Source organism: Streptosporangium sp. NBC_01810 (genome assembly GCF_035917355.1).
In the GTDB taxonomy this organism is placed as follows: Bacteria; Actinomycetota; Actinomycetes; order Streptosporangiales; family Streptosporangiaceae; genus Streptosporangium.
In genome coordinates, this window is record NZ_CP109070.1 from 4,265,598 (window position 1) to 4,285,198 (window position 19,601).

Sequence of the window (19,601 nt, forward strand, 5' to 3'; positions counted from 1 at the left end):
CCGGACATCCTAATCACCTGCAAATACCGGCATAAGTAACAAACTTCACACGACGGCGCGGTCAGCGGCTCCAGGCGAGGGCAGTTGATACGGTGAAATCGCCCTTGATAACGCCTGGGTGACGAATTTACTCAGGCGTAACTTATCGCGATAGCTTCCAGGCAGTTCATCGATCCGTGCGTCTCCAGGAGTGATCCGTGCGCGAGTACAGCGTCCCCGTGCTGGTGGATGTCCCCACCTCCGCCAACCTGACCGACACGGTGTTCCGGCGTGCCGAAGAGGAGCCGGGCGCCGTCGCCCTGCGCCGCAAGGTCGGCGACGACTGGGCCGCCGTCACCGCCCGTGAGTTCCGCGACCAGGTCGCCGGAGTGGCCAAGGGCCTGATCGCGGCCGGCGTCGAACCCGGTGACCGGGTGGCGCTGATGTCGCGCACCCGCTACGAGTGGACCGTGATCGACTACGCGATCTGGGCCGCCGGCGCGGTCGGCGTACCGATCTACGAGTCCTCCTCGGCCGACCAGTCGACCTGGATCATCTCCGACAGCGGCGCGAAGGCCGTGTTCGTCGAGCTGGACTCGCACGAGGAGACGGTCCGCGAGGGTATCGCCGAGCTGCCCGGCCTCAAGGACGTCTGGCACATCGAGGGCGGCGCCCTGGACGAGCTGACCATGCTCGGCGCCGAGGTCACCGACGACACGCTCGCCGAGCGCAGGTCCAGCCGCGGCATCGCCGACCTGGCCACCATCGTCTACACCTCGGGCACCACCGGCAGGCCCAAGGGCTGCCGCCTGACCCATGACAACCTGCTGTTCACCGCCAGGAACGTCGCGCAGGGTCCACTGGAGCGCCTCTTCACGGTGAACGACAGGGCGGCGCTGCTCTTCCTGCCGCTCGCGCACGTCTTCGCCCGCATCATCGAGATCGTGCTGATCGAGACGGGCACGATCCTCGCGCACACCCCCAACATGAAGAACGTCGGCCCCGACCTGCAGGTTTTCAAGCCCACGTTCCTGCTGGGCGTGCCCCGCGTGTTCGAGAAGGTCTACAACGCCGCAGAGCAGAAGGCCACCGCCGACGGCAAGGGGAAGATCTTCCACGCCGCGGCGGAGACCGCCGTAGCCTGGAGCAGGGCGGAGTCCACGGGTGGCGCGGGACTGGGGCTGAAGCTCAAGCACGCCCTGTTCGACAAGCTCGTCTACGGCAAGCTGCGCGCCGCGACCGGCGGCAGGCTGACGGCGGCCGTGTCCGGTGGCTCCGCCCTGGGCGAGCGGCTCGGCCACTTCTTCCGCGGCGTGGGCATCGAGGTGCTTGAGGGCTGGGGCCTCACCGAGACCTCGGCGCCCTCCTCGGTCAACCTGCCGGGGGCCAACAAGATCGGCACCGTCGGCAAGCCGTTCCCCGGCGTCACCATCGGCATCGGCGAGCACGGCGAGGTGCTCGTCAAGGGCCGCCACGTCTTCGAGGGCTACTGGAACAACGACGAGGCCACCGCCGTGGCGATCGACAAGGACGGCTGGTTCCACACCGGCGACGTCGGCGAGCTGGACGGGGACGGCTACCTGCGCATCACCGGCCGCCAGAAGGAGATCATCGTCACCGCCGCGGGCAAGAACGTCGCCCCGGCCCCGATGGAGGACCACATCCGCGCCCACCCGCTGATCAGCCAGGCGATGGTGGTCGGCGACGACAGGCCGTTCGTCGCGGCGCTCATCACGCTCGACGCCGAGGCCCTGGAGCAGTGGAAGGCCGCCAACGGCAGGACGGACGCGGACCTCACCGCCCTCAGTTCCGACCCGGCCATCGTCGCCGAGGTGCAGAAGGCCGTGGACAACGCCAACAAGTTCGTCTCCAAGGCCGAGCAGATCAAGAAGTTCACGGTGCTCGACATCGACATCAGCGAGGAGAGCGGGCACCTCACCCCGACCCTGAAGGTCAAGCGCGCCATCGTGATGCGTGACTTCGCCAAGCAGGTCGAGTCCCTCTACGGCTAGACCACGCCTCGCGGATCCCGCCGCGGCGAGGAGCGGAGGAGGGAGCCGCCGCGCGCCGCGGTGGCCGTCCGCGACAGGCCAGAGGATCCAAGGGGAGGTGCCCGGTCAGACGGTCTCCGCGGACTCCAGAACACGGGCGAAGCGGGATGCGGCGAGTTCCCAGCTCCACTCGCGCGCGACCCACTCGCGCCCGCGTTCACCCATGGCACGCGCTCCGGCCGGGTCCTTGAGCAGGTCGACCAGGGTCGCCGTGACCTCGTCCGGGCGGGTGCCGTCGACGACCAGGCCGGTCTGCCCGTGCAGCACGGCGTCGGGGGCGCCGCCCGAGGAGCCTGCCACCACGGGCAGCCCGCTGGCGGAGGCCTCCAGGTAGACGATGCCGAGCCCCTCCACGTCCAGACCGCCCAGGCGGGTGCGGCACGGCATGGCGAACACGTCGCCCGCCGCCAGGTAGCCGGGCAGCGCCGCCTCCGGCACGGGGCCGGTGATCTGAACCGAGCCGCCCATCGGCCTGGCCAGTCGCTCCAGGGTCCTGCGGTACGGGCCACCACCGACGATCAGGAGGATCCCGTCGGGAACGTCCCGCAGCACGCCTGGCCAGGCTCGCAGGAGCGCGTCCTGGCCCTTGCGCGGCACCAGCCTGGACAGGCAGACCACCACCGGCCGATTCCCCAGTCCGAGCGCCGCGCGCACCGGCCCTCTCCCCGTCTCGGGCGCGAACACCTCGGTGTCGACGCCGGGTGTGAGCCGCACCAGCTTGCCCTCGGGTATCACCCTGGCCAGCCGCTGCCGGGTGTACTCCCCCAGGTAGGTGACCACGTCGGCGTTCGCGCCGATCCTGGCGAGCACCCGGCGGCCGATCGGGAGCGCCGTCCAGCCCGCCTCGTGGCCGTGGGTGACCATGACGACGCGGCGGGCCCCGGCCTCGCGCACCCTGGGCGCGAGCAGCCCGAGCGGCGCCGCCGCCCCGAAGACCACCGTCTCGCATCCGAACTCGGTGACCAGTCCGGCCGCCCGGCGGGCGACGGCGGGGGTGGGCAGCATCAGCGAGGTGGGATGCCGCACCACGGGGTACGGCTGCCGCAGATCGAAGTCCTCGCTACCGGGCCACCGGGAGGCGTAGACGACGATCGAGCCGGGCGGGCGTCGGGCGATGAGACCGTACACGAACGACTGGATCCCCCCGGCACGGGGCGGGAAGTCGTTCGTGACCACCAGCGTGCGCCTCACGGCTCGGAGAGACCGTTCAGCCGGGCCCAGGAGCGCGCCAGGGCGATGCGCTGCGGCGCGGTGGGATGCGAGGCATAGAGCACGTATTCCATAAGATCAGGCGATAAATCCGAAATGTTGGTGACCGCCAGCCGTTTCTGCATGGCGACGAACGTCGCCGGATCCCTGGTCAGGTCCAGCGCGTGGACGTCCGCACGAGCCTCGATGTGCCTGCTCACCAGGTTCTGGGCCGGCCCTGACAGCACCGTGGCCAGGCTGAGCAACCCCATGACCAGGCCCACCGCCCTCGGGTCGCCCACGGAGGAGATCCCCGCGCGGCGCCGCACGGCCCCCGCCGAGGTCACCACGTAGAGCAGGCACGCCCCGAACGCCGCGCCCAGACCGCCGACGAGCGTACCGGAGAGCACGTCACCCGCCTTGGCGTGACCAAGCTCGTGCGCGACCACCAGCTCGACCTCGTCGGCGGGCGCCCGGAGCAGCGTGTCGTAGACGACGATCCTGCGGGTCGCGCCAAATCCGGAGACGTAGGCGTTGAGCGCGGTGGTCCGCCGGGAGGCGTCGGCGACGAGCACGTTCTCGACCGGCACGCCGTCCCTGGCGGCCATGGCGAGCAGGTCGTCGCGGAGCCGTCCGGCCTCCATCGGCCTGAAGTCGTTGAAGATCGGCTCGATGAGCACCGGGTAGGCGAAGGAGGCCGCCACTGTCAGCGCGAACGCGCCGGCCGCCGCGGGGATCCACCAGCGCCGGTAGCGCCGCGCCAGCGCGACCACCGCCAGAACCATGATCGCTGTCAGCGCGGTGCCGACGCCCAGGCTCTTGATCCGGTCGACGGTCCAGGTCGGCCAGGTCTGGGTGGACAGCCCGAAGTCGCGCAGATAGGTCTCCGACCACATCCCCAGCGGCCAGCGCAGCATCGCGACGGCCACCGACAGCGCCAGCACGCCGAGCAGCGCCCGCAACCACCACGGTCCCCGCAGCCGGCCGACGAGCCGCGCGCCCAGCGGGGTGCCCACCAGCACCCCCGCCACCACCAGCGTCAGGCCGAGGGAGAGGTAACCCGGTACGCTGACCAGCTTGTCGAACGCCTCGGACCTGGCGATCTGCTCGGCGGTGAAGTCGCGTGCCGGATCGGGGACGACGACCGGGGCCCGCTTGCTCAGCGCCCGCCAGGGCGTGGTGAACGCCACGACCGCCAGCGTGACCACCCCCAGCACGGCCAGCGCCCACCCCGCCGGCCGCACATCCGAGGGCGCGTCCTTCGTGCTCAGCGTCATCAAACACCTCCAGCGTGGAGCCCCGCCCCCTGATCACGGGGAGGGCACAAGAATGTCAGGCGAGTTCCTTTCCGAGGTAGTCGCGCCACGCCTCGGTGAGTTCGGCCGGCGACAGGCCGAGCGTGCCGGCGACATCGCCACCGTAGAGCCTCACCAGGGCCTTCTCGCCGAAGCGCTCCGCGATGAACCGGCAGGCGAGCCAGGCCTCCTCGTATGCCTGCGCGAGCCGCGGGGCACCGGGGGCGAAGTCCGCGGGACCGGGAAGACGGGCGGGCAGGACTCCGGCCCGTACCTCGGCGGCCAGCTCGGCGGCGGCCTTCCGTACGGAGATCCCGGCGTCGCGGTAACCCACGTAGTCGGCGAAGCCCTCCGACAGCCACGTCGGCACCCGGCCGCCACGGGTCGCGCCGGTGGCCACGTGAACGAGCTCGTGCGTGATCACCACGTCCCTTCCGGCCGTGGTGAGCCTCGCGTAGCCGGAGGGCAGGACGATCACCCGATCCGCGGTCGCCAGCGCGGCCAGGCCGTGTGTGCTCCCGGCCCCGGCGAGCACCGCGGCCTCGGCATCGGTGGCGGGAAAAAGGATCACCGCCCGGACCGGCCCCCAGATCGCCGCGACCGCGCGGCGGGCCCGGTCGGCCCTGGCGGCCAGGTCCCGCAGGACGGCGGGCGCGACGCCGTGACCGATCACGAGGGAGTGCTCGCTCCGGACGACGACGGCGGCGCCGGGCCACAGGTCACGAAGGTCGCCGGGGAGTTCTCCGACGTCGCGGGGAGGATCGTGGGGGGCGGAAAGGTGCCGAGGGTCCCGGGAGTCGCGCGGGAGCGGCCCGGCTCCGGCCAGGAGAGGTCCCGTCCCGGCGAACGGGCCGACGCTCATCAGCGCCAGCATCCCGGCGAGCACGGCGCGGCGCCCCTTCGGGACGGACATAGCGAGTCGATGTTACTCGACCGGTATCGCACCGCACCTTGCCGGAAGCACAGAACCAGGAAGCACGGAACCAGGAAGCACGGAACCGGGCTGCCCCGCATCGCGGCCACGCGCTCGCGACCTTCGCCGGGAAACGGAGCGGCCCCGTCCCTGTTGACATGGACGGGGCCGCTGCGCCCTGCTCAGGCTCCGGGCCGGACCGCTCCGGCGAAGGAGGACCTGTAGTACCCCTTCAGCTTCACGATCCGGACCGTCTTGCCGCTGCTCGGCGAGTGGACCATCCTGCCCTCGCCGACGTACATGCCGACGTGGCCCTTTCCACTGAAGAACATCAGGTCACCGGGGCGCAGTCGGCTCCACGAGACCTTCTTCCTGATCGCCCGGTACTGGCTGTGCGTGATCCGGGGGATGGACACGCCCGCCTTGCGCCAGGCGTATTTGACGAGCCCTGAGCAGTCGAACGCGCCCGGACCGGAGGCGCCCCACCGGTACGGATCACCGACCTGCTTCTTGGCCGCCGAGACGGCCTTGCGGGCCCGAGTCTTCTGCAGGGCCGCCCTGCTCATCTTGGTCTTCACATTGGCGTCGGCCTTGGTCTTGTTCACGGCCCGGGTGTCGGTACTCTTCGTGCTCTCGACCTGCTCGGAGACGCCGGCCGCGGTGTTGACCAGGATCTCAGGGGTGCTGTCCGTCATCGCCCCGGCCGCCGTGGATCCCAGGGTGACCGCTCCGGCTGAGGCGGTCAGGGTGAGGGCGATGCCGCCGAGGGAAAGGCGGAAAAGGCGCGACAGACGGGTGTTAAACGGGGTGGTAGACAGGATTTCTCCTTGGTGCTTCCACTGATGCCTACCGGGTTAGCTGACGGGTTCGGGCTTGGAAGATGCCCTACGGCACAAATGCGCCGATTCACCCCCTGGCCACGATGTGTCGGGCCTTTTGGGTCCCCGGTTCCATACCTCCTGGCTGTATGGATTCGGCGGGCCGCCGTAATGAGGTCCGCCCCCGGCAGGGGCACGGCGGCCGGTTGGATTTCTATCGAGAAACCGGCCCGAAGACCGACATTCACCGCGACGACCTGGCTTGAACGTCGCAATGCCAGAAGTTACCCCGATTCTTCAATTTTTGGCAAAGCATTCACCGAGCAGGAAGATCGATAAGTCTTCTTGATCTTACCGTTATCCCTGCTTAATAGCCATTTATGCTATCGAGATATGACTCTCGTCACACTTCTGACATCACACCTGATAAATCGTGATTTCTGTAATATTCATCACACTTGCCGGATTATCGGGTGATCTAGTGAGAGGCCCCGCAGCTGCGGTCGCCGGCAGGCGGGTCGGCGCCGGACGCACGTGCGGGCGCCGTGATCGACTCTCCGAAGTCCGCCTCGACGAATCTCGAACCCGGCGGCGTCGAGCATCGCTTCGAGGAGCCGGCGGAAGGTGCCGTACCCGGTGCGAGGCACCGGGTACACGGGAGGCGTCGGGTACACGGCCGGCGGGGCAGGACCCCGCACCGTGCGTCAGGGGCGGACGGCTCCGGCGAGACGACGGCCGTAGGCCGACAGCGGGACGACCTTGACGACGTCGCCGGTCTGCGGGGCGTGCACGATCCGGCCGTTGCCCGCGTACATGCTGACGTGCCCCAGGCCCTCGCTGAAGATGAGGTCGCCCGGCTGGAGGTCGTTCAGTGAGACCTTGCGGCTCGCGCCCCAGCTCCACTGCTCCCAGGTGGTCCGCGGCAGGCTGACTCCCCCGCTGCGCCAGGCGGCCTGGAGGAGGCCGGAGCAGTCCCAGCCGCCGGGGCCCGTGCCACCGTACTGGTAGGGCTTGCCGACCTGCGCGAAGGCGAACTGCAGCGCGGCGCGGGCGTTGCCCGAGGCGGGGCCGGTGTACTGGATTCCGGTGCTGTCCGGGTCGCCCGCCTTGAAGACGTTGAGTTCGCGCAGGAGCTTCGTCTGGACCCTGACCATCTTGTCGGCCTTGGCCTTCTCCCTGGCCAGCTCGTCGCGCGTCTCGTCGGCCTCGCTCAGCGCACCCTTGGCCAGGTTCCTGTTGATCCGCAGCGTCTTGGTGGCCGTGTCGAAGGCGCCCAGCGACTGGGCGCGGGAAGCCGACATCTGGTCGACCGCGGCCAGGCCGCTCAGCAGCGCGCCGGGGTCGGACTGGTAGATCATGCCTTCCCAGCCGTTGATCGCACCGACCTGGTAGGTGCTGACCGCCATCGTGACGAGCTCCTTGCGCAGCCCGGCGACCTGCTCGCTCTGGCGGGCGAGTTCGCCGGTCAGCGTCATGTACTTCTTCCTGGCCCGCTTCCACTTCTCCGAGGCCTGGTTGTACTTCTCGACGACCTGATCGGCCTGCTCGTTGAGCTTCTCCAGCTTCTTCTTGGCCTGCGCGAGTGTCGGCTTCGGCTCCGCGGACGCTCCGCCCACCGGCAGCATCAGCAGTGCGAGGGCGAGCCCGGCCGCCACCGGTATCCGAATCAGTCCAACCGGCACACCAGCCACGGCCACGTCAACGCCTCCAGACTGCACAGACCTGCGGCGAATAGTACAGAACAAGTAAGGTTTAGATCACCTTTTCGCATGCTTTGCTCTACAGCCGCAGGTGGCAGCTCCGGTATCCCGGGCGAGCGCCGGGATCACCCGGTCAGCAGCCGGCGACGTCTCAGCAACCGGCGATGCCGCAGATCTTGCCGGTCATCTTTCTGGCGTCGCGCAACTGGGTGGCCCAGTCGCTCTGCGCGGGCTTGGAGTACTCTCCGGCCCAGAGGTAGACCAGGACCGCGTTGCCCTTCCTGACCAGCACGCTCCGCTCACCGCCGACCCCGGCCTTCCCTCCGTAGTAGACCTGCCCGGAGACCTTCAGCGCCTCGTCTCCGAGCCCGGTCAGGCGCGAGGAGGCGTAGCGGTAGGCGGAGCCCGCGTCGGTGTTGGAGCGGCAGGCGGTCAGGGCGGAGCGCACCTGGGCGACGGCTCCGGCGGCAGCCGCCTTCGAGCGGTACAGAATCACCTGCTCGACCTTCATGAAGTCCGGGACACCGGTGAAGGTCACCGTCCGCGCGACCACCCTGCCGGCCCTGGCCAGCGTGGCCTTGCCGCACGGGTTGACGGCCAGCCCGGCCTTCGCCGAGTTGCCGACCTTCCAGTTGGTCTCGGGGTCGTCGTCCTTCTTCGCGGCGTCCTTCTCGTACAGCAGGAAGCCCTTGGGAATGGCGGCCGTCGCGGCCGCCGCGGGTGTGGTGACGGTCGCACCCACGGCGAGGACGGTGAGGGCGAGCACTATGATCTTCTTCATCGAATCAAACCTCCCGGATGATCCGATGCGCCACGGGCAGGAAAGGTTTACGCCCGGCCCAGACGTTTCAGAAGAAGCAGCGAGGGGACCGGCCGGGCGCCCATCCTGCGGACCGACTCGGCCACCTCTCGATCCGAGGAGACCACCGCCACCGCGCGTCCCGTGGGCTCGGCGCGGACCAGCTGGCGGATCAGGTCGTCGGCGATCTGCCCCGGGGCGCTGAACATCACGCGCACCCCCCTGGGCGCCGACACGGGAACCGGACCGTTCAACTCGGCTCCGTCGAAAACGCAGGTCAGCTCGGTACGGGTCTGCGCATAGAGCGCGCCGAGGCCGGTGAGAAGGCGATTGCGCTGGTCGGCGAGGGTGAACGTGCCGTAACCGGTCTTGGTCACGTTGTAGCCGTCGACGATCAGGTGGATCTGCGGCAGCGCGAGCAACTGGTCGAGCAGTGCGGGGTCGTCGTCGGCGAGCGCCCGCGCGGGAACCGCCTGGACACCTTGCCTGCCCGGCGCCACCGAGGCCACCGAGTCGGCGGGACGGTGGATGCCGGAGGGCAGGGCGAGCTCCCTGCGAAGCCCCGCGGCGGCGTCCTGCAGGGCGTCGAGCAGCATGCGGACCTTGGTGTCCTCCACGCTGCGGCCCTCACGGGCCGCCCTGCGTGTCGACTCCAGCTGACGCTCGGCGTCGGCCAGCCGCTCACGCAGGCGGCGCAGCTCGCTCTCCACGGTGCCCCCCGCCGAGAGCGCGGCGGCCTTCGCCTCCTCGGCCGCCTCCCAGGCGTCGGCGGCACGCGCCTCGGCCGCCCTGGCCCGCTCCCGGGCTTCGTGCAGCCTTCGGCGCAGGTCGGAGACCTCCGAGCGCGAGGTCTTGAGCTGCTCGCGCAGTCGCTCGGACTCCTCCTTGGCCGCGCTCTTCTGACCGGCCAGCTGCTCGCGCAGCCGGGAGAGCGTCTGCTCCTGCGCGGAACCCTCGGCGGCGACGGCCGACCGCTCCAGGTCCGCGCGAGCCGCCTCCACCATGTCCACCCAGCCGGGCGGCCGGGTCAGGTAGGCGGCCGCGGCCACCATGACGGGCTCCGCGGCCGGCGGGACCGCGCCCTCGGCGAGGCTCGCGACCAGTTCCGGCCAGCCGGTGGTCAGGGTCTCCGCGACCAGTTCGCGGAACTTCTTGTCGGTCTCCAGCTGCGCGGCGATGGGCGCGCCACCCAGCTTGGCGCGCTTGCGGGGGTCGAATTTGGCGATCCCCTTCAGCGGCGGCGGCACCGAGGCGGCGGGCATGGAGCCGAGGATCTGGGATGCCAGCTCCACGACATGTAAGCGAACCTGCTCGGGTAACGGACGAGACAGGCCCTCTCCGGCTGAACTCATCACGGCCCCTACTCGGATCGGTCTTCACGTCAAGGGTACGGCTACCGCACCCTGACCCCGACCTGACCGCAAGACGGCCTGCCGCCGACCCTGCCGTGAACTGTTTATGGACAAGCGCTTGCTCTTAGGTTACGACTGTGCGGATCGCCTTGTGACGCACGCCACCCGGGAGAGCGCGATGGACCGACAGCGCCGGCAGGCCGAGGACATGCGGACATCCACCTGCGACCTCGAAGAGTTACCCGAACGAATGCCGGACGGGAGCCACTGGAGTTGACGCCTTCCCCGCGCGAGGACCACGGGTGTCCGGCGCGGCCGGCGCCGGGAAAGCCCGGTGCGGCGAATGTCGGTCGGGGCTTCTATGGTCGTGAATCGTGAACTACGCCGTACAGGGAACACTCGACGAGCTGGGCACACCGCTCAGCCAGGTCACCTTCGTCGTGTTCGACCTGGAGACCACCGGCGTCTCGGCGGGCGAGCACGCGATCACCGAGATCGGTGCGGTCAAGGTCAGGGGCGGTGAGGTGCTCGGCGAGTTCGGCACCCTGGTCGACCCCGGTTCACCGATCCCGCCCTTCATCTCGGTGCTGACCGGCATCACCGACAGCATGGTCGTGGCCGCGCCGAGGATCGAGTCGGTGCTGCCGTCCTTCCTGGAGTTCGCCGCGGGCTCCACCCTGGTGGCGCACAACGCCGGATTCGACCTGGGGTTCATCAGGGCGGCCTGCGCCGCGCACGGGTATCCACCGCCCGCCCATCAGGTGGTCGACACCGTCGACCTGGCCCGCAAGCTGCTGACCCGTGACGAGGCGCCGAACTGCAAGCTGTCCACGCTGGCCGCGATCTTCAGTCACACCGAGCCCTGCCACCGGGCGCTCGCCGACGCGCGGGCCACGGTCGACGTGCTGCACGCCCTGCTGGAGCGGGCGGGCTCCTTCGGGGTGCAGACGCTGGAGGAGCTCAAGGGCTTCGTCCGCGCGCCCACCCCCGAGCAGCGCCGCAAGCGACACCTGGCCGACTCGGTGCCGACGGGACCCGGCGTCTACGTCTTCGAGGACTCCGGCGGCGACCCGCTCTACGTCGGTAAGAGCACCAACCTGCGCAACCGCGTGCGCGGTTACTTCACCGCGAGCGAGACCCGGCCCCGCGTCCGCGAGATGATCGGCATCGCCGCGCGGGTCAGGTCCATCGCCTGCGCGACCCCGCTGGAGGCGGAGGTCAGGGAACTCAGGCTGATCGGCTCGGCCAAGCCCCGCTACAACCGCAGGTCGCGCCATCCGGAGAAGATGTTCTGGCTCAAGCTGACCGACGAACTCTTCCCCCGCCTGTCGGTGGTCCGCGAGGTCAAGGACGACGAGGCCTCCTACCTGGGCCCGTTCACCAGCACCCGCGCCGCCGAGGACGCCCGCACCGCGCTGCACGAGACGATCCCGCTGCGGCAGTGCACCGAGCGGATCACTCCGCGTACCAGGCGCTCCGCCTGCGCGCTCGCCGAGATCGGCAGGTGCGGCGCGCCGTGCGAGGGGCGTGAGACCCCCGGCGAGTACGCGGTGCACGTCGTGGCTGCGCGCCGGGCACTGGAGCTGGACGCGGCCGGCGTCTTCTCCGCCATGGAGGCCAGGATGGAGCGCCTGGCCCTCGACCAGCGCTACGAGGAGGCCGCGGCCGACCGCGACCGGCTCGCCGCCTACGTCCGCACCTCGGCCCGCATGCAGCGGCTGCGGTCGCTGACCTCCATCTCCCAGATGGTCGCGGCCGCCCCCGTGGCGAGCGGCGACTGGGAGATCCACGTCATCCGGTACGGGCGGCTCGCCTCGGCCGGGGTGATGCCGAAGGGCGCCCACCCCACCCCGTTCGTCGAGGCGCTGACGGCCACCGCCGAGACGGTGCCGCCCGGCCCCGGGCCGGTCCACGCCGCCAGCGCCGAGGAGACCGAGTGCGTCCTGCGCTGGCTGGAGTCCCCCGGGGTGCGGCTGGTGCAGGTGGAGGGGACCTGGAGCCTGCCCGCCTCGGGTGCCGGCCGGCTCAAGGCCCGCATCGACCGCGCCTACCAGGCTGCCGAGCCGCGCCGGGCGCGCGAGGGCCGTCCGCTGCGCTGATAGCGTCAAAGGCGGCAGGCAATACTCAACGAGGAGGAAGCTCGTGGTCACCGCGATCGTTCACATCAACGCCGAGGTGGACCGGATCCCCGAGGTCGCCCAGACGATCGCCGAGATCGACGGGGTGAGCGAGGTCTACTCCATAACCGGGGAGTACGACCTGATGGCCATGGTCCGCGTCACCGCCTACGAGGAGATCGCCGAGGTCGTCCCCGGCCGGATCAACAAGGTGGCGGGGGTGCTGCACACCGAGACCAACATCGCCTTCCGCGCCTACTCCCGCCACGATCTGGACGCCGCCTTCTCGATCGGCCTCGGCGAGTCCGACTGACCCGCGCCGGCGGGGCGGGGGCGAGGGCGGGTCGGTTCGAGGTCGGTGACGTCCCCCTTGGCCGCGCGGGCGACGTCCGGGCCCACCTCGCCCGTGGTGGGCAGCCTCGCCCGCACCTCGAACCCCCCTCCGGGCAGGGTCCCGGCCGCCAGCGTCCCGCCGAACAGGGCGGCCCGCTCACGCATGCCGAGCAGGCCGTGTCCCGCGGTCGCCGAGGGATCGGCCCGGCCGTCGTCCCGTACGAGCACGTCGAGGATGCCCGGCCGCCAGCGCAGCGTGACGCGGGCCGAGCGGGCGCCGGCGTGTCGCAGGGTGTTGGCGAGCGCCTCCTGGACGATGCGGTAGGCCACCAGCTCAAGGGTGAGCCCGATCTCGATGGGCCTGCCGTCCTCGACCATGTCCACGGGCAGGCCCTCCGCGTCTACCCGGGCGAACAGGTCCCGAAGGTCGGACAGCCTGGGCTGGGGCGTCCTGCCCGCGGAGGAGCCGTCGAGGTCGAGCAGTGACAGGGTGCGCTGGAGCTCGACGAGCGTCTGGCGCCCCGACTCCTCGGCCACCCGCAGGGTCTTCCTGGCCCGCTCGGGGTCCTTGTCCATGATCATCCGTCCGGCGCCCACGCCGAGGGTCATCATGCTGATCCCGTGGGCGACCACGTCGTTCAGTTCGCGGGCGATGCGCGCCCGCCTCTCCGCGAACTGGGCGCGGACCAGTGCCTCCTGCTGACCGACGAACCTGGCCTCTACGGACCGGAGCCTCAGCAGCAGGAGCCTGCGCTCCCACACCAGGCTCGCGACGGCCACGCACAGTCCGAGCACCACACAGGCCAGCAGGACGGGAAACATCTGCTCGCTCAGGGGGTCAGCACGCCACATGAACGCAATCTAGAACGGCGCCTCCGGGTGTCACATCCGCTCCCGGGCGGATCTTCCATCCCCCCGGGAGCGGAGAGACGTCCAGTGCGGGGACGGCCCGGACGTCGCCCGCCGCTCCTTGGAGCGGTGGGCGGGTGCCCACGCCCAAGGAGGTTCGACGACGCTCCCGGGAGGACTCACTCCCGGGAGGACTCACGACGACGGCCGGGTGGCTCGTCCCGCGAGGCGAGGGCGGCTCAGGACTGCTTCGACGACCGGCTGACCGCGATCCAGCGGTCGAGGGTCTCGGCGGCGGCACCGGAGTCGACGGCCCGCATCGCACGCTCGTAGCCCGCGGCCATCCCGGCGTTCAGGTCGCCGGCGGCACCGTCGCCGGCGGCACCGTCGAGGGCGACCAGCGCGGCCGCGGCGTTCAGCAGCACCGCGTCGCGGACCGGGCCGGCTTTCCCGCCGACCAGATCGTGCACGGCCCTGGCGTTGAAGGCCACGTCCCCGCCGCGCAACGCGTCGGGTGCCGCCCGGGGGATGTCAAGGACCGCCGGATCGAAGACGGTCTGCTCCGCGCCGCCCTCGCGCACCACCCAGACCGAGGAGGTCGTGGCGGTGGTGAGCTCGTCCAGCCCGTCGTCGCCCCGGAAGACCAGGGCGGAGACCCCGCGCTCGGCGAAGACTCCGGCGACGACGGGGAGCATGCCCGCGTCGAAGATGCCGATCGCCTGGGCGGCGGGCCTGGCCGGGTTGGTCAGCGGGCCCAGGAAGTTGAAGACCGTGGGGACGCCGAGCTCCTTGCGCGGCGGGCCCGCGAAGCGGAACGCCGGGTGGTAGACCGGCGCGAAGCAGAAGGCGATGCCGGCCTCCACCGCGACTCTGGCGGTGTCGGCCGGGGGCAGGTCGAGCACGATTCCCAGGTGTTCCAGGACGTCGGCGGCGCCGCACGAGGAGGAGGCGGCCCGGTTGCCGTGCTTGACGACCCTGGCCCCCGCCGCGGCGGCCACGATCGCGGCCATGGTGGAGACGTTGACGGTATGTGCCCGGTCACCGCCGGTGCCGACGATGTCGACCACGGGGCCCTCGACCGTCAGCGGGGTGGCCAGCTCCAGCATCGTCCGCGCCAGTCCGGTCACCTCCGCGACCGTCTCGCCCTTCGCCCGCAGCGCCACCGCGAAGCCCGCGAACTGGGCGGGCGTGGCGGAGCCGGACATGATCTGGTTCATCGCCCAGGCGGTCTCGTCCGCGGTCAGGTGCTCGCCCGCGAGCAGGGCGGACAACAGCGCCGGCCAGGTGGTGCGCGCGTCCATGCAGGTCTCCAGGAGGTTTTACCGGGCGGTCAGACGGGTGGACAGGCGGCGGCGCATCAGGTCGGCGACGGTCTCCGCGAGGACTACCGGGTCGATCGGCTGCGGCACGACGGCCTCGGCGCGTGACCACTCGGCCAGCCAGCGGTCGTCACGGCGGGCGATCAGCAGGCAGATCGGCGGGCAGTCGTGGACCTCGTCCTTGGCCTGGCGGGCCACCCCCATGCCGCCCGCCGGCTGGGCCTCGGCGTCGAGCACGGCGACGTCGATCTCACCGGAGTCGAAGTGCTGGACGACCTTGGCGTGGGTGGCGCACTCCACGATCTCCACGAGGGGCACGTCGTCGGCGGGGCGGCGGCCGAGTGCCTGCCGCACCTTCTCGCGGGTGCTCGCGTCGTCGCTGTAGACGAGGACCCTCATCTTGTCGTCGGTGCTCACGGTCGCGCTCACTATCCCTCGTCGATGTATGGTCACCTGGGATGCTACCGGTCAGCCGACCTGGAGACCCAGGCCGGAGCCACAGCTGAGCAAATTGCCCTATACGTCCACTTTTTAGTGGCGTGTACACCTCCTATCGGGGGGTCGTGCGGCGACCCGAGCAGCAGAGCCGCAATAATGCTGCCCGTGGCGACAGCATCCGCAATCTCAACGACGACGACAGCACACTCGTCCCGCAGACCCGATCTGGTCAGCGTCGGGACGATCGTCTGGCTGTCCTCCGAGCTCATGTTCTTCGCGGCGCTGTTCGCGATGTACTTCACCATCCGGTCGGTGAGCCTCAGCCAGGGAATGCCCTGGCCGGAGGCCCACCTGAACGTCCCCTTCGCCCTGGGCAACACGATCATCCTGGTCCTGTCGAGTGTGACCTGCCAGCTGGGCGTGTGGGCGGCAGAGAAGGGCCAGGTCGCCAAGCTGCGTTTCTGGTACATCGTCAGCTTCCTGATGGGCTCCGTGTTTGTGGCGGGCCAGCTGTACGAGTACAACGAGCTGGTCCACGAGGGACACACCCTGTCGCACACCGCGTACGACTCGGTGTTCTACCTGACCACGGGCTTCCACGGCCTCCACGTGACCGGTGGACTGATCGCGTTCCTCTTCATGCTGGGACGCACGTACGCCGCGAAGCGCTTCACCCGTGAGCAGGCGACCAGCGCGATCGTCGTGTCCTACTACTGGCACTTCGTCGACGTGGTCTGGATCGCCCTTTTCGTGACCATCTATGGAATTCAATAAGGAATCGGGGATCTCTGTGAATAGGATCACCGCTGGGCGGCGGCATCCCCTCGCGAGATACGCCGTCCTGCTCCTGGCCCTGGCCCTGATCGGCGGGGTCTACACCGTTGCCCTGACGGTCACCTCCAGCAGGCAGGCCGACGCCGCCATCGCGTCCGGCAGGGCCGACGACGTGGCCGAGGGCAAGAAGCTCTTCGAGCAGAGCTGCTCCAGCTGCCACGGGCTCAACGCCGAGGGCACCGCCCAGGGGCCGACCCTGATCGGCGTCGGCGCCGCCTCGGTGGACTTCCAGGTCAGCAGCGGCCGCATGCCCCTGGCCAACCCCGGCGCGCAGGCACCTCGCAAACCCCTGGCGCCGTGGGTCGCCAAGACCAAGCTTCCCGACGGCACCTATCTCGCCGTCAGGCAGCTCAGCGCCTACATCCAGTCACTCGGCGGCGGTCCGGCCGTGCCGAGCGCCGAGCAGGTCGACCCCGCCAAGGGCGACAAGGCCAGGGGCGGCGAGCTGTTCCGTGCGAACTGCATCCAGTGCCACAACTTCGTCGGCTCCGGCGGCGCCCTGACCCAGGGCAAGTACGCTCCGCCGCTCGACCAGTCCACTCCGACGCAGATCTACGAGGCCATGGCCACCGGCCCCCAGGCGATGCCGGTGTTCAACGACAGCATCATCACTCCCGAGCAGAAGCGGGACATGATCGCCTACATCGTGGGCGTGCGTGAGGAGCCCAACCCGGGCGGCGCCGGTCTGGGCCGTATCGGCCCGGTCACCGAGGGTCTGGTGGCCTGGGTCGTCGGACTCAGCCTCCTCTCCCTGGCCGCCATCTGGATCACCGCGAAGAGGCGACAGGCCAAATGACTGAGAACAATCACGGCATCGAACAGCCGGAGGAACGCGTGCCAAGGCGCGTCATCGGCACCCCCCCGCCCGCGGCGAGCACCTCCCTGCTCGGCGCCGAGGAGCCTGCGGCGACTGACGTCGTGCGGGTTCCCGGCGTGACCCCGCAGGACGAGACGACCGCGAAGAAGGGCGAGAAGTACGCCGCCCTCTGCTTCCTCGTCGCCTTCCTGGCCGGCATCGGCTTCGTGGTGTCGTACGTCGTCTTCCAGGTCGGCGACATCGAGAAGACGCAGGTCTCCAACCTCGCGCTGGGGGGCACGCTCACGCTGGCCCTGCTCGGGCTGGCCGCGGGCATGGTGACCTGGGTCCGCATGGTCATGCCCAAGTACAACCTGGTCCAGGAGCGCCACCCGATGGCCTCCGACGCCGAGACCCGGTCCTACGTCGGCGAGACCTTCCTGCAGGGCGCGGCCGAGAGCGGCATCACCAAGCGCCCGCTGCTGCGCCGCACCCTGCTGGCGGCGGCCGCCCCGCTCGGCCTGGCCCCGCTGGTCCTGCTGCGCGACCTCGGCCCGAGCTACAAGGACTTCCCCGCCAAGCTGCGGCACACCGTCTGGGGGGAGAAGACCAAGGACGGCAAGTTCCGCAAGCTCCTCGTCGAGGGCAGCGGCTCGCCCATCCGGGCTGCCGACTTCAACTCCCCCGGCGGCATCCTCTCCGTGGTGCCCGAGGGATACGAGCACGACCTGAACGCGCTGGCCAAGGCCACCCTGATCCTGATCAAGTTCCGCCCCGAAGAGCTCAAGTCCGGGACGAACCTGAACTGGACCCACGACGGGATCGTGGCGTACTCCAAGATCTGCACGCACGTCGGCTGCCCCGCGGCCCTGTACGAGCAGACCACGCACCACATCCTGTGCCCGTGTCATCAGTCGACCTTCGACGCCGCCGACGGAGCCAAGGTCATCTTCGGTCCGGCGGCCCGGCCGCTGCCCCAGCTGCCGATCGCCGTGGACGACGAGGGGTACCTCGTGGCGACGGCGGACTTCCCCGTCCCCGTCGGTCCCAGTTTCTGGGAACGTGGCGACGCCGAGGCCGAGGCCCGTGAGAAGGGAGCCCAATCATGAGCACCCAGGACGTTCCGAAGCCCATCGCGGGCGCGGGCAACTTCGTCGACGACCGCATCGGGGCGGGGAACTTCCTGCGGCGGAACCTGCGGAAGATCTTCCCCGACCACTGGTCGTTCCTGCTCGGTGAGATCGCGCTCTACTCGTTCATCATCCTGCTGCTGACCGGCACGTTCCTGACGTTCTTCTTCAAGCCCAGCATGGGCCACGTGGAGTACACCGGCTCGTACGGCCCGCTGCAGGGCGTCATGATGTCCGAGGCGTACGCGTCGTCGCTGGCGATCAGCTTCGACGTGCGCGGCGGTCTGCTGATGCGGCAGATGCACCATTGGGCCGCGCTGCTGTTCATCGGCGGCATGATGGTGCACGCGCTGCGGGTGTTCTTCACCGGCGCCTACCGCAAGCCGCGCGAGCTGAACTGGCTGATCGGCGTGCTGCTGCTGACGCTGGCGCTGGCCGCGGGGCTGACCGGCTACTCCCTCCCCGACGACCTGCTCTCCGGCGCCGGTCTGCGGATCACCGAGGGTGTGGCGATCTCGCTGCCGCTGGTCGGCACCTGGATCACGTTCTTCCTCTTCGGCGGCGAGTACCCCGGCGTGGACATCGTCTCCCGGTTCTACTCGCTGCACATCCTGCTCATCCCGGGCATCCTGCTGGCGCTCATCTCGGCTCACATGATCCTGATGTGGGTCCAGAAGCACACGCAGATGCCGGGCAAGGGCCGCACGAACGAGAACGTGGTGGGCGCGCCGTTCTACCCGGCCTTCATGATCAAGGCCGGCGCCTACTTCATGTTCACGTTCGGGGTCATCGCGCTGCTGGGCACCTTCGCCCAGATCAACCCGATCTGGCTGTACGGCCCCTACACCCCGGCCGACATCTCGGCGGGCTCACAGCCCGACTTCTACATGGGCTTCCTCGAAGGCGCGCTCCGTCTGATGCCCGCCTGGGAGATCAACGTCCTGGGCTTCACGCTGCCGATGAGCGTGCTGATCCCGGCGCTGGTGCCGATGGGCATCATCATGACGGGCCTGGCGCTGTACCCGTTCATCGAGCAGTGGGTCACCGGAGACCGCCGCGAGCACCACGTCGTGGACCGTCCCCGCAACAACCCGCACCGCACCTCGATCGGCATTTCCGCGATGACCTTCTACGGGGTCCTGTGGCTGCTCGGCGCCAACGACGAGATCGCCGCGTTCTTCCAGGTGTCGCTGAACTGGACGACCTACGTCGGCCGGGTCCTGATCTTCGTCGGTCCGGCGATCGCCTACTACGTCACCTACCGGGTCTGCCTGGGCCTGCAGCGCGCCGACGCGGCCATCATCGGCCACGGCGTGGAGTCCGGCGTGATCAAGCGACTGCCGCACGGCGAGTACATCGAGGTCCACGTCCCGCCCAACGAGGCCATCGAGGCCCACATGCGGGGCAAGGAGCCGATCCCGGTCATCACCGCCGGCGGCGGCGGAGACGACGGCATCCCGTCCAAGGCGATGCGCGGCCCGCTTGGCAAGCTTCGCGCCAAGATGAGCACGGCCTACGGCGGCGAGAAGATCCCGCTCGACGACGGCCACGGCCACGGTGAGGGCCACGATGAGCACGCGGCGGTCGGCCAGGGCGGAGACGACAAGTCCCTGACCCACTGACCCACCCGCGGCTGACGCCACACGAGGGGCCCGGACACCGCACGGTGTCCGGGCCCCTACGTCTTTTC

The 19,601-nt window shown here is 69.9% G+C and carries 17 protein-coding genes and 1 riboswitch; of the genes, 7 read left to right on the top strand and 10 right to left on the bottom strand.

Annotated elements, in window-relative coordinates; genetic code table 11:
* Window positions 1-197: 197 nt before the first annotated feature.
* Window positions 198-1,991, top strand: a complete 1,794-nt coding sequence (locus OIE13_RS18410; RefSeq protein WP_326638132.1) for an AMP-dependent synthetase/ligase — start codon at window positions 198-200, stop codon at window positions 1,989-1,991.
* A gap of 105 nt (window positions 1,992-2,096) precedes the next feature.
* On the opposite strand, the gene OIE13_RS18415 is transcribed toward OIE13_RS18410, so the two are convergent.
* The 7 genes from OIE13_RS18415 to OIE13_RS18445 all read right to left on the bottom strand — a co-directional run bounded on the left by OIE13_RS18415 (window position 2,097) and on the right by OIE13_RS18445 (window position 10,035).
* Window positions 2,097-3,221, bottom strand: coding sequence for a glycosyltransferase family 4 protein (locus tag OIE13_RS18415; protein WP_326638131.1), 1,125 nt, complete (start codon window positions 3,219-3,221; stop codon window positions 2,097-2,099).
* Window positions 3,218-4,495 (bottom strand): M48 family metallopeptidase, encoded by a 1,278-nt coding sequence (locus OIE13_RS18420; RefSeq protein ID WP_326638129.1) that lies wholly within the window; start codon window positions 4,493-4,495, stop codon window positions 3,218-3,220. The genes OIE13_RS18415 and OIE13_RS18420 overlap by 4 nt, the downstream gene beginning before the upstream one ends.
* Before the next feature lie 55 nt (window positions 4,496-4,550).
* Window positions 4,551-5,426 carry a hypothetical protein gene (locus OIE13_RS18425; RefSeq protein ID WP_326638127.1) on the bottom strand — a complete coding sequence of 292 codons (876 nt, stop codon included), beginning with the start codon at window positions 5,424-5,426 and terminating at the stop codon, window positions 4,551-4,553.
* 182 nt (window positions 5,427-5,608) lie between these two features.
* Entirely contained in the window at window positions 5,609-6,121 is a 513-nt protein-coding gene (locus OIE13_RS18430) for a C40 family peptidase (RefSeq protein WP_326638125.1), read from the bottom strand.
* 133 nt (window positions 6,122-6,254) lie between these two features.
* A riboswitch (cyclic di-AMP (ydaO/yuaA leader) is annotated at window positions 6,255-6,415 on the bottom strand.
* 533 nt (window positions 6,416-6,948) lie between these two features.
* Window positions 6,949-7,926, bottom strand: a complete 978-nt coding sequence (locus tag OIE13_RS18435) for a C40 family peptidase (RefSeq protein ID WP_326638123.1) — start codon at window positions 7,924-7,926, stop codon at window positions 6,949-6,951.
* Window positions 7,927-8,095: 169 nt separating this feature from the next.
* Window positions 8,096-8,725 (bottom strand): hypothetical protein, encoded by a 630-nt coding sequence (locus OIE13_RS18440; RefSeq protein ID WP_326638121.1) that lies wholly within the window; start codon window positions 8,723-8,725, stop codon window positions 8,096-8,098.
* Window positions 8,726-8,772: 47 nt separating this feature from the next.
* On the bottom strand, window positions 8,773-10,035 hold the full coding sequence (locus OIE13_RS18445) for an NYN domain-containing protein (protein WP_326638119.1): 1,263 nt from the start codon (window positions 10,033-10,035) through the stop codon (window positions 8,773-8,775).
* Window positions 10,036-10,469: 434 nt separating this feature from the next.
* Here OIE13_RS18445 and OIE13_RS18450 point away from each other — a divergent pair, with 434 nt between their 5' ends.
* Together OIE13_RS18450 and OIE13_RS18455 are read left to right on the top strand one after the other, a co-directional pair.
* Window positions 10,470-12,194 carry a DEDD exonuclease domain-containing protein gene (locus OIE13_RS18450; RefSeq protein WP_326638118.1) on the top strand — a complete coding sequence of 575 codons (1,725 nt, stop codon included), beginning with the start codon at window positions 10,470-10,472 and terminating at the stop codon, window positions 12,192-12,194.
* A gap of 43 nt (window positions 12,195-12,237) precedes the next feature.
* Entirely contained in the window at window positions 12,238-12,525 is a 288-nt protein-coding gene (locus OIE13_RS18455) for an Lrp/AsnC family transcriptional regulator (RefSeq protein ID WP_326638116.1), read from the top strand.
* Here OIE13_RS18455 and OIE13_RS18460 read toward each other — a convergent pair.
* From OIE13_RS18460 to OIE13_RS18470, 3 genes are all read right to left on the bottom strand, one after another.
* A complete protein-coding gene (locus tag OIE13_RS18460) occupies window positions 12,468-13,397 on the bottom strand; it encodes a sensor histidine kinase (RefSeq protein WP_326828452.1) in 930 nt (309 codons plus the stop codon). The two genes, OIE13_RS18455 and OIE13_RS18460, sit on opposite strands and share 58 nt — an antisense overlap.
* A 236-nt stretch (window positions 13,398-13,633) precedes the next feature.
* Window positions 13,634-14,695, bottom strand: a complete 1,062-nt coding sequence (gene trpD, locus OIE13_RS18465; RefSeq protein ID WP_326828453.1) for an anthranilate phosphoribosyltransferase — start codon at window positions 14,693-14,695, stop codon at window positions 13,634-13,636.
* An 18-nt stretch (window positions 14,696-14,713) separates the two neighbouring features.
* A complete protein-coding gene (locus OIE13_RS18470) occupies window positions 14,714-15,112 on the bottom strand; it encodes a hypothetical protein (RefSeq protein WP_326647023.1) in 399 nt (132 codons plus the stop codon).
* Window positions 15,113-15,307: 195 nt separating this feature from the next.
* Between OIE13_RS18470 and ctaE the strand changes: the two genes are divergently transcribed.
* Genes ctaE through qcrB form a run of 4 tightly spaced genes read left to right on the top strand, consistent with a single transcriptional unit; the run spans window position 15,308 to window position 19,533 of the window.
* Window positions 15,308-15,925 carry an aa3-type cytochrome oxidase subunit III gene (gene ctaE / locus OIE13_RS18475; RefSeq protein WP_326638113.1) on the top strand — a complete coding sequence of 206 codons (618 nt, stop codon included), beginning with the start codon at window positions 15,308-15,310 and terminating at the stop codon, window positions 15,923-15,925.
* A gap of 16 nt (window positions 15,926-15,941) precedes the next feature.
* Complete coding sequence (gene qcrC / locus OIE13_RS18480; RefSeq protein WP_326638112.1) at window positions 15,942-16,781, top strand: cytochrome bc1 complex diheme cytochrome c subunit; 840 nt, start codon at window positions 15,942-15,944, stop codon at window positions 16,779-16,781.
* Window positions 16,778-17,890 (top strand): cytochrome bc1 complex Rieske iron-sulfur subunit, encoded by a 1,113-nt coding sequence (qcrA, locus tag OIE13_RS18485; protein WP_326638110.1) that lies wholly within the window; start codon window positions 16,778-16,780, stop codon window positions 17,888-17,890. The genes qcrC and qcrA overlap by 4 nt, the downstream gene beginning before the upstream one ends.
* Window positions 17,887-19,533 carry a cytochrome bc1 complex cytochrome b subunit gene (qcrB, locus tag OIE13_RS18490; RefSeq protein WP_326638108.1) on the top strand — a complete coding sequence of 549 codons (1,647 nt, stop codon included), beginning with the start codon at window positions 17,887-17,889 and terminating at the stop codon, window positions 19,531-19,533. Before qcrA ends, qcrB begins: the two co-directional genes overlap by 4 nt.
* Window positions 19,534-19,601 lie beyond the last annotated feature (68 nt).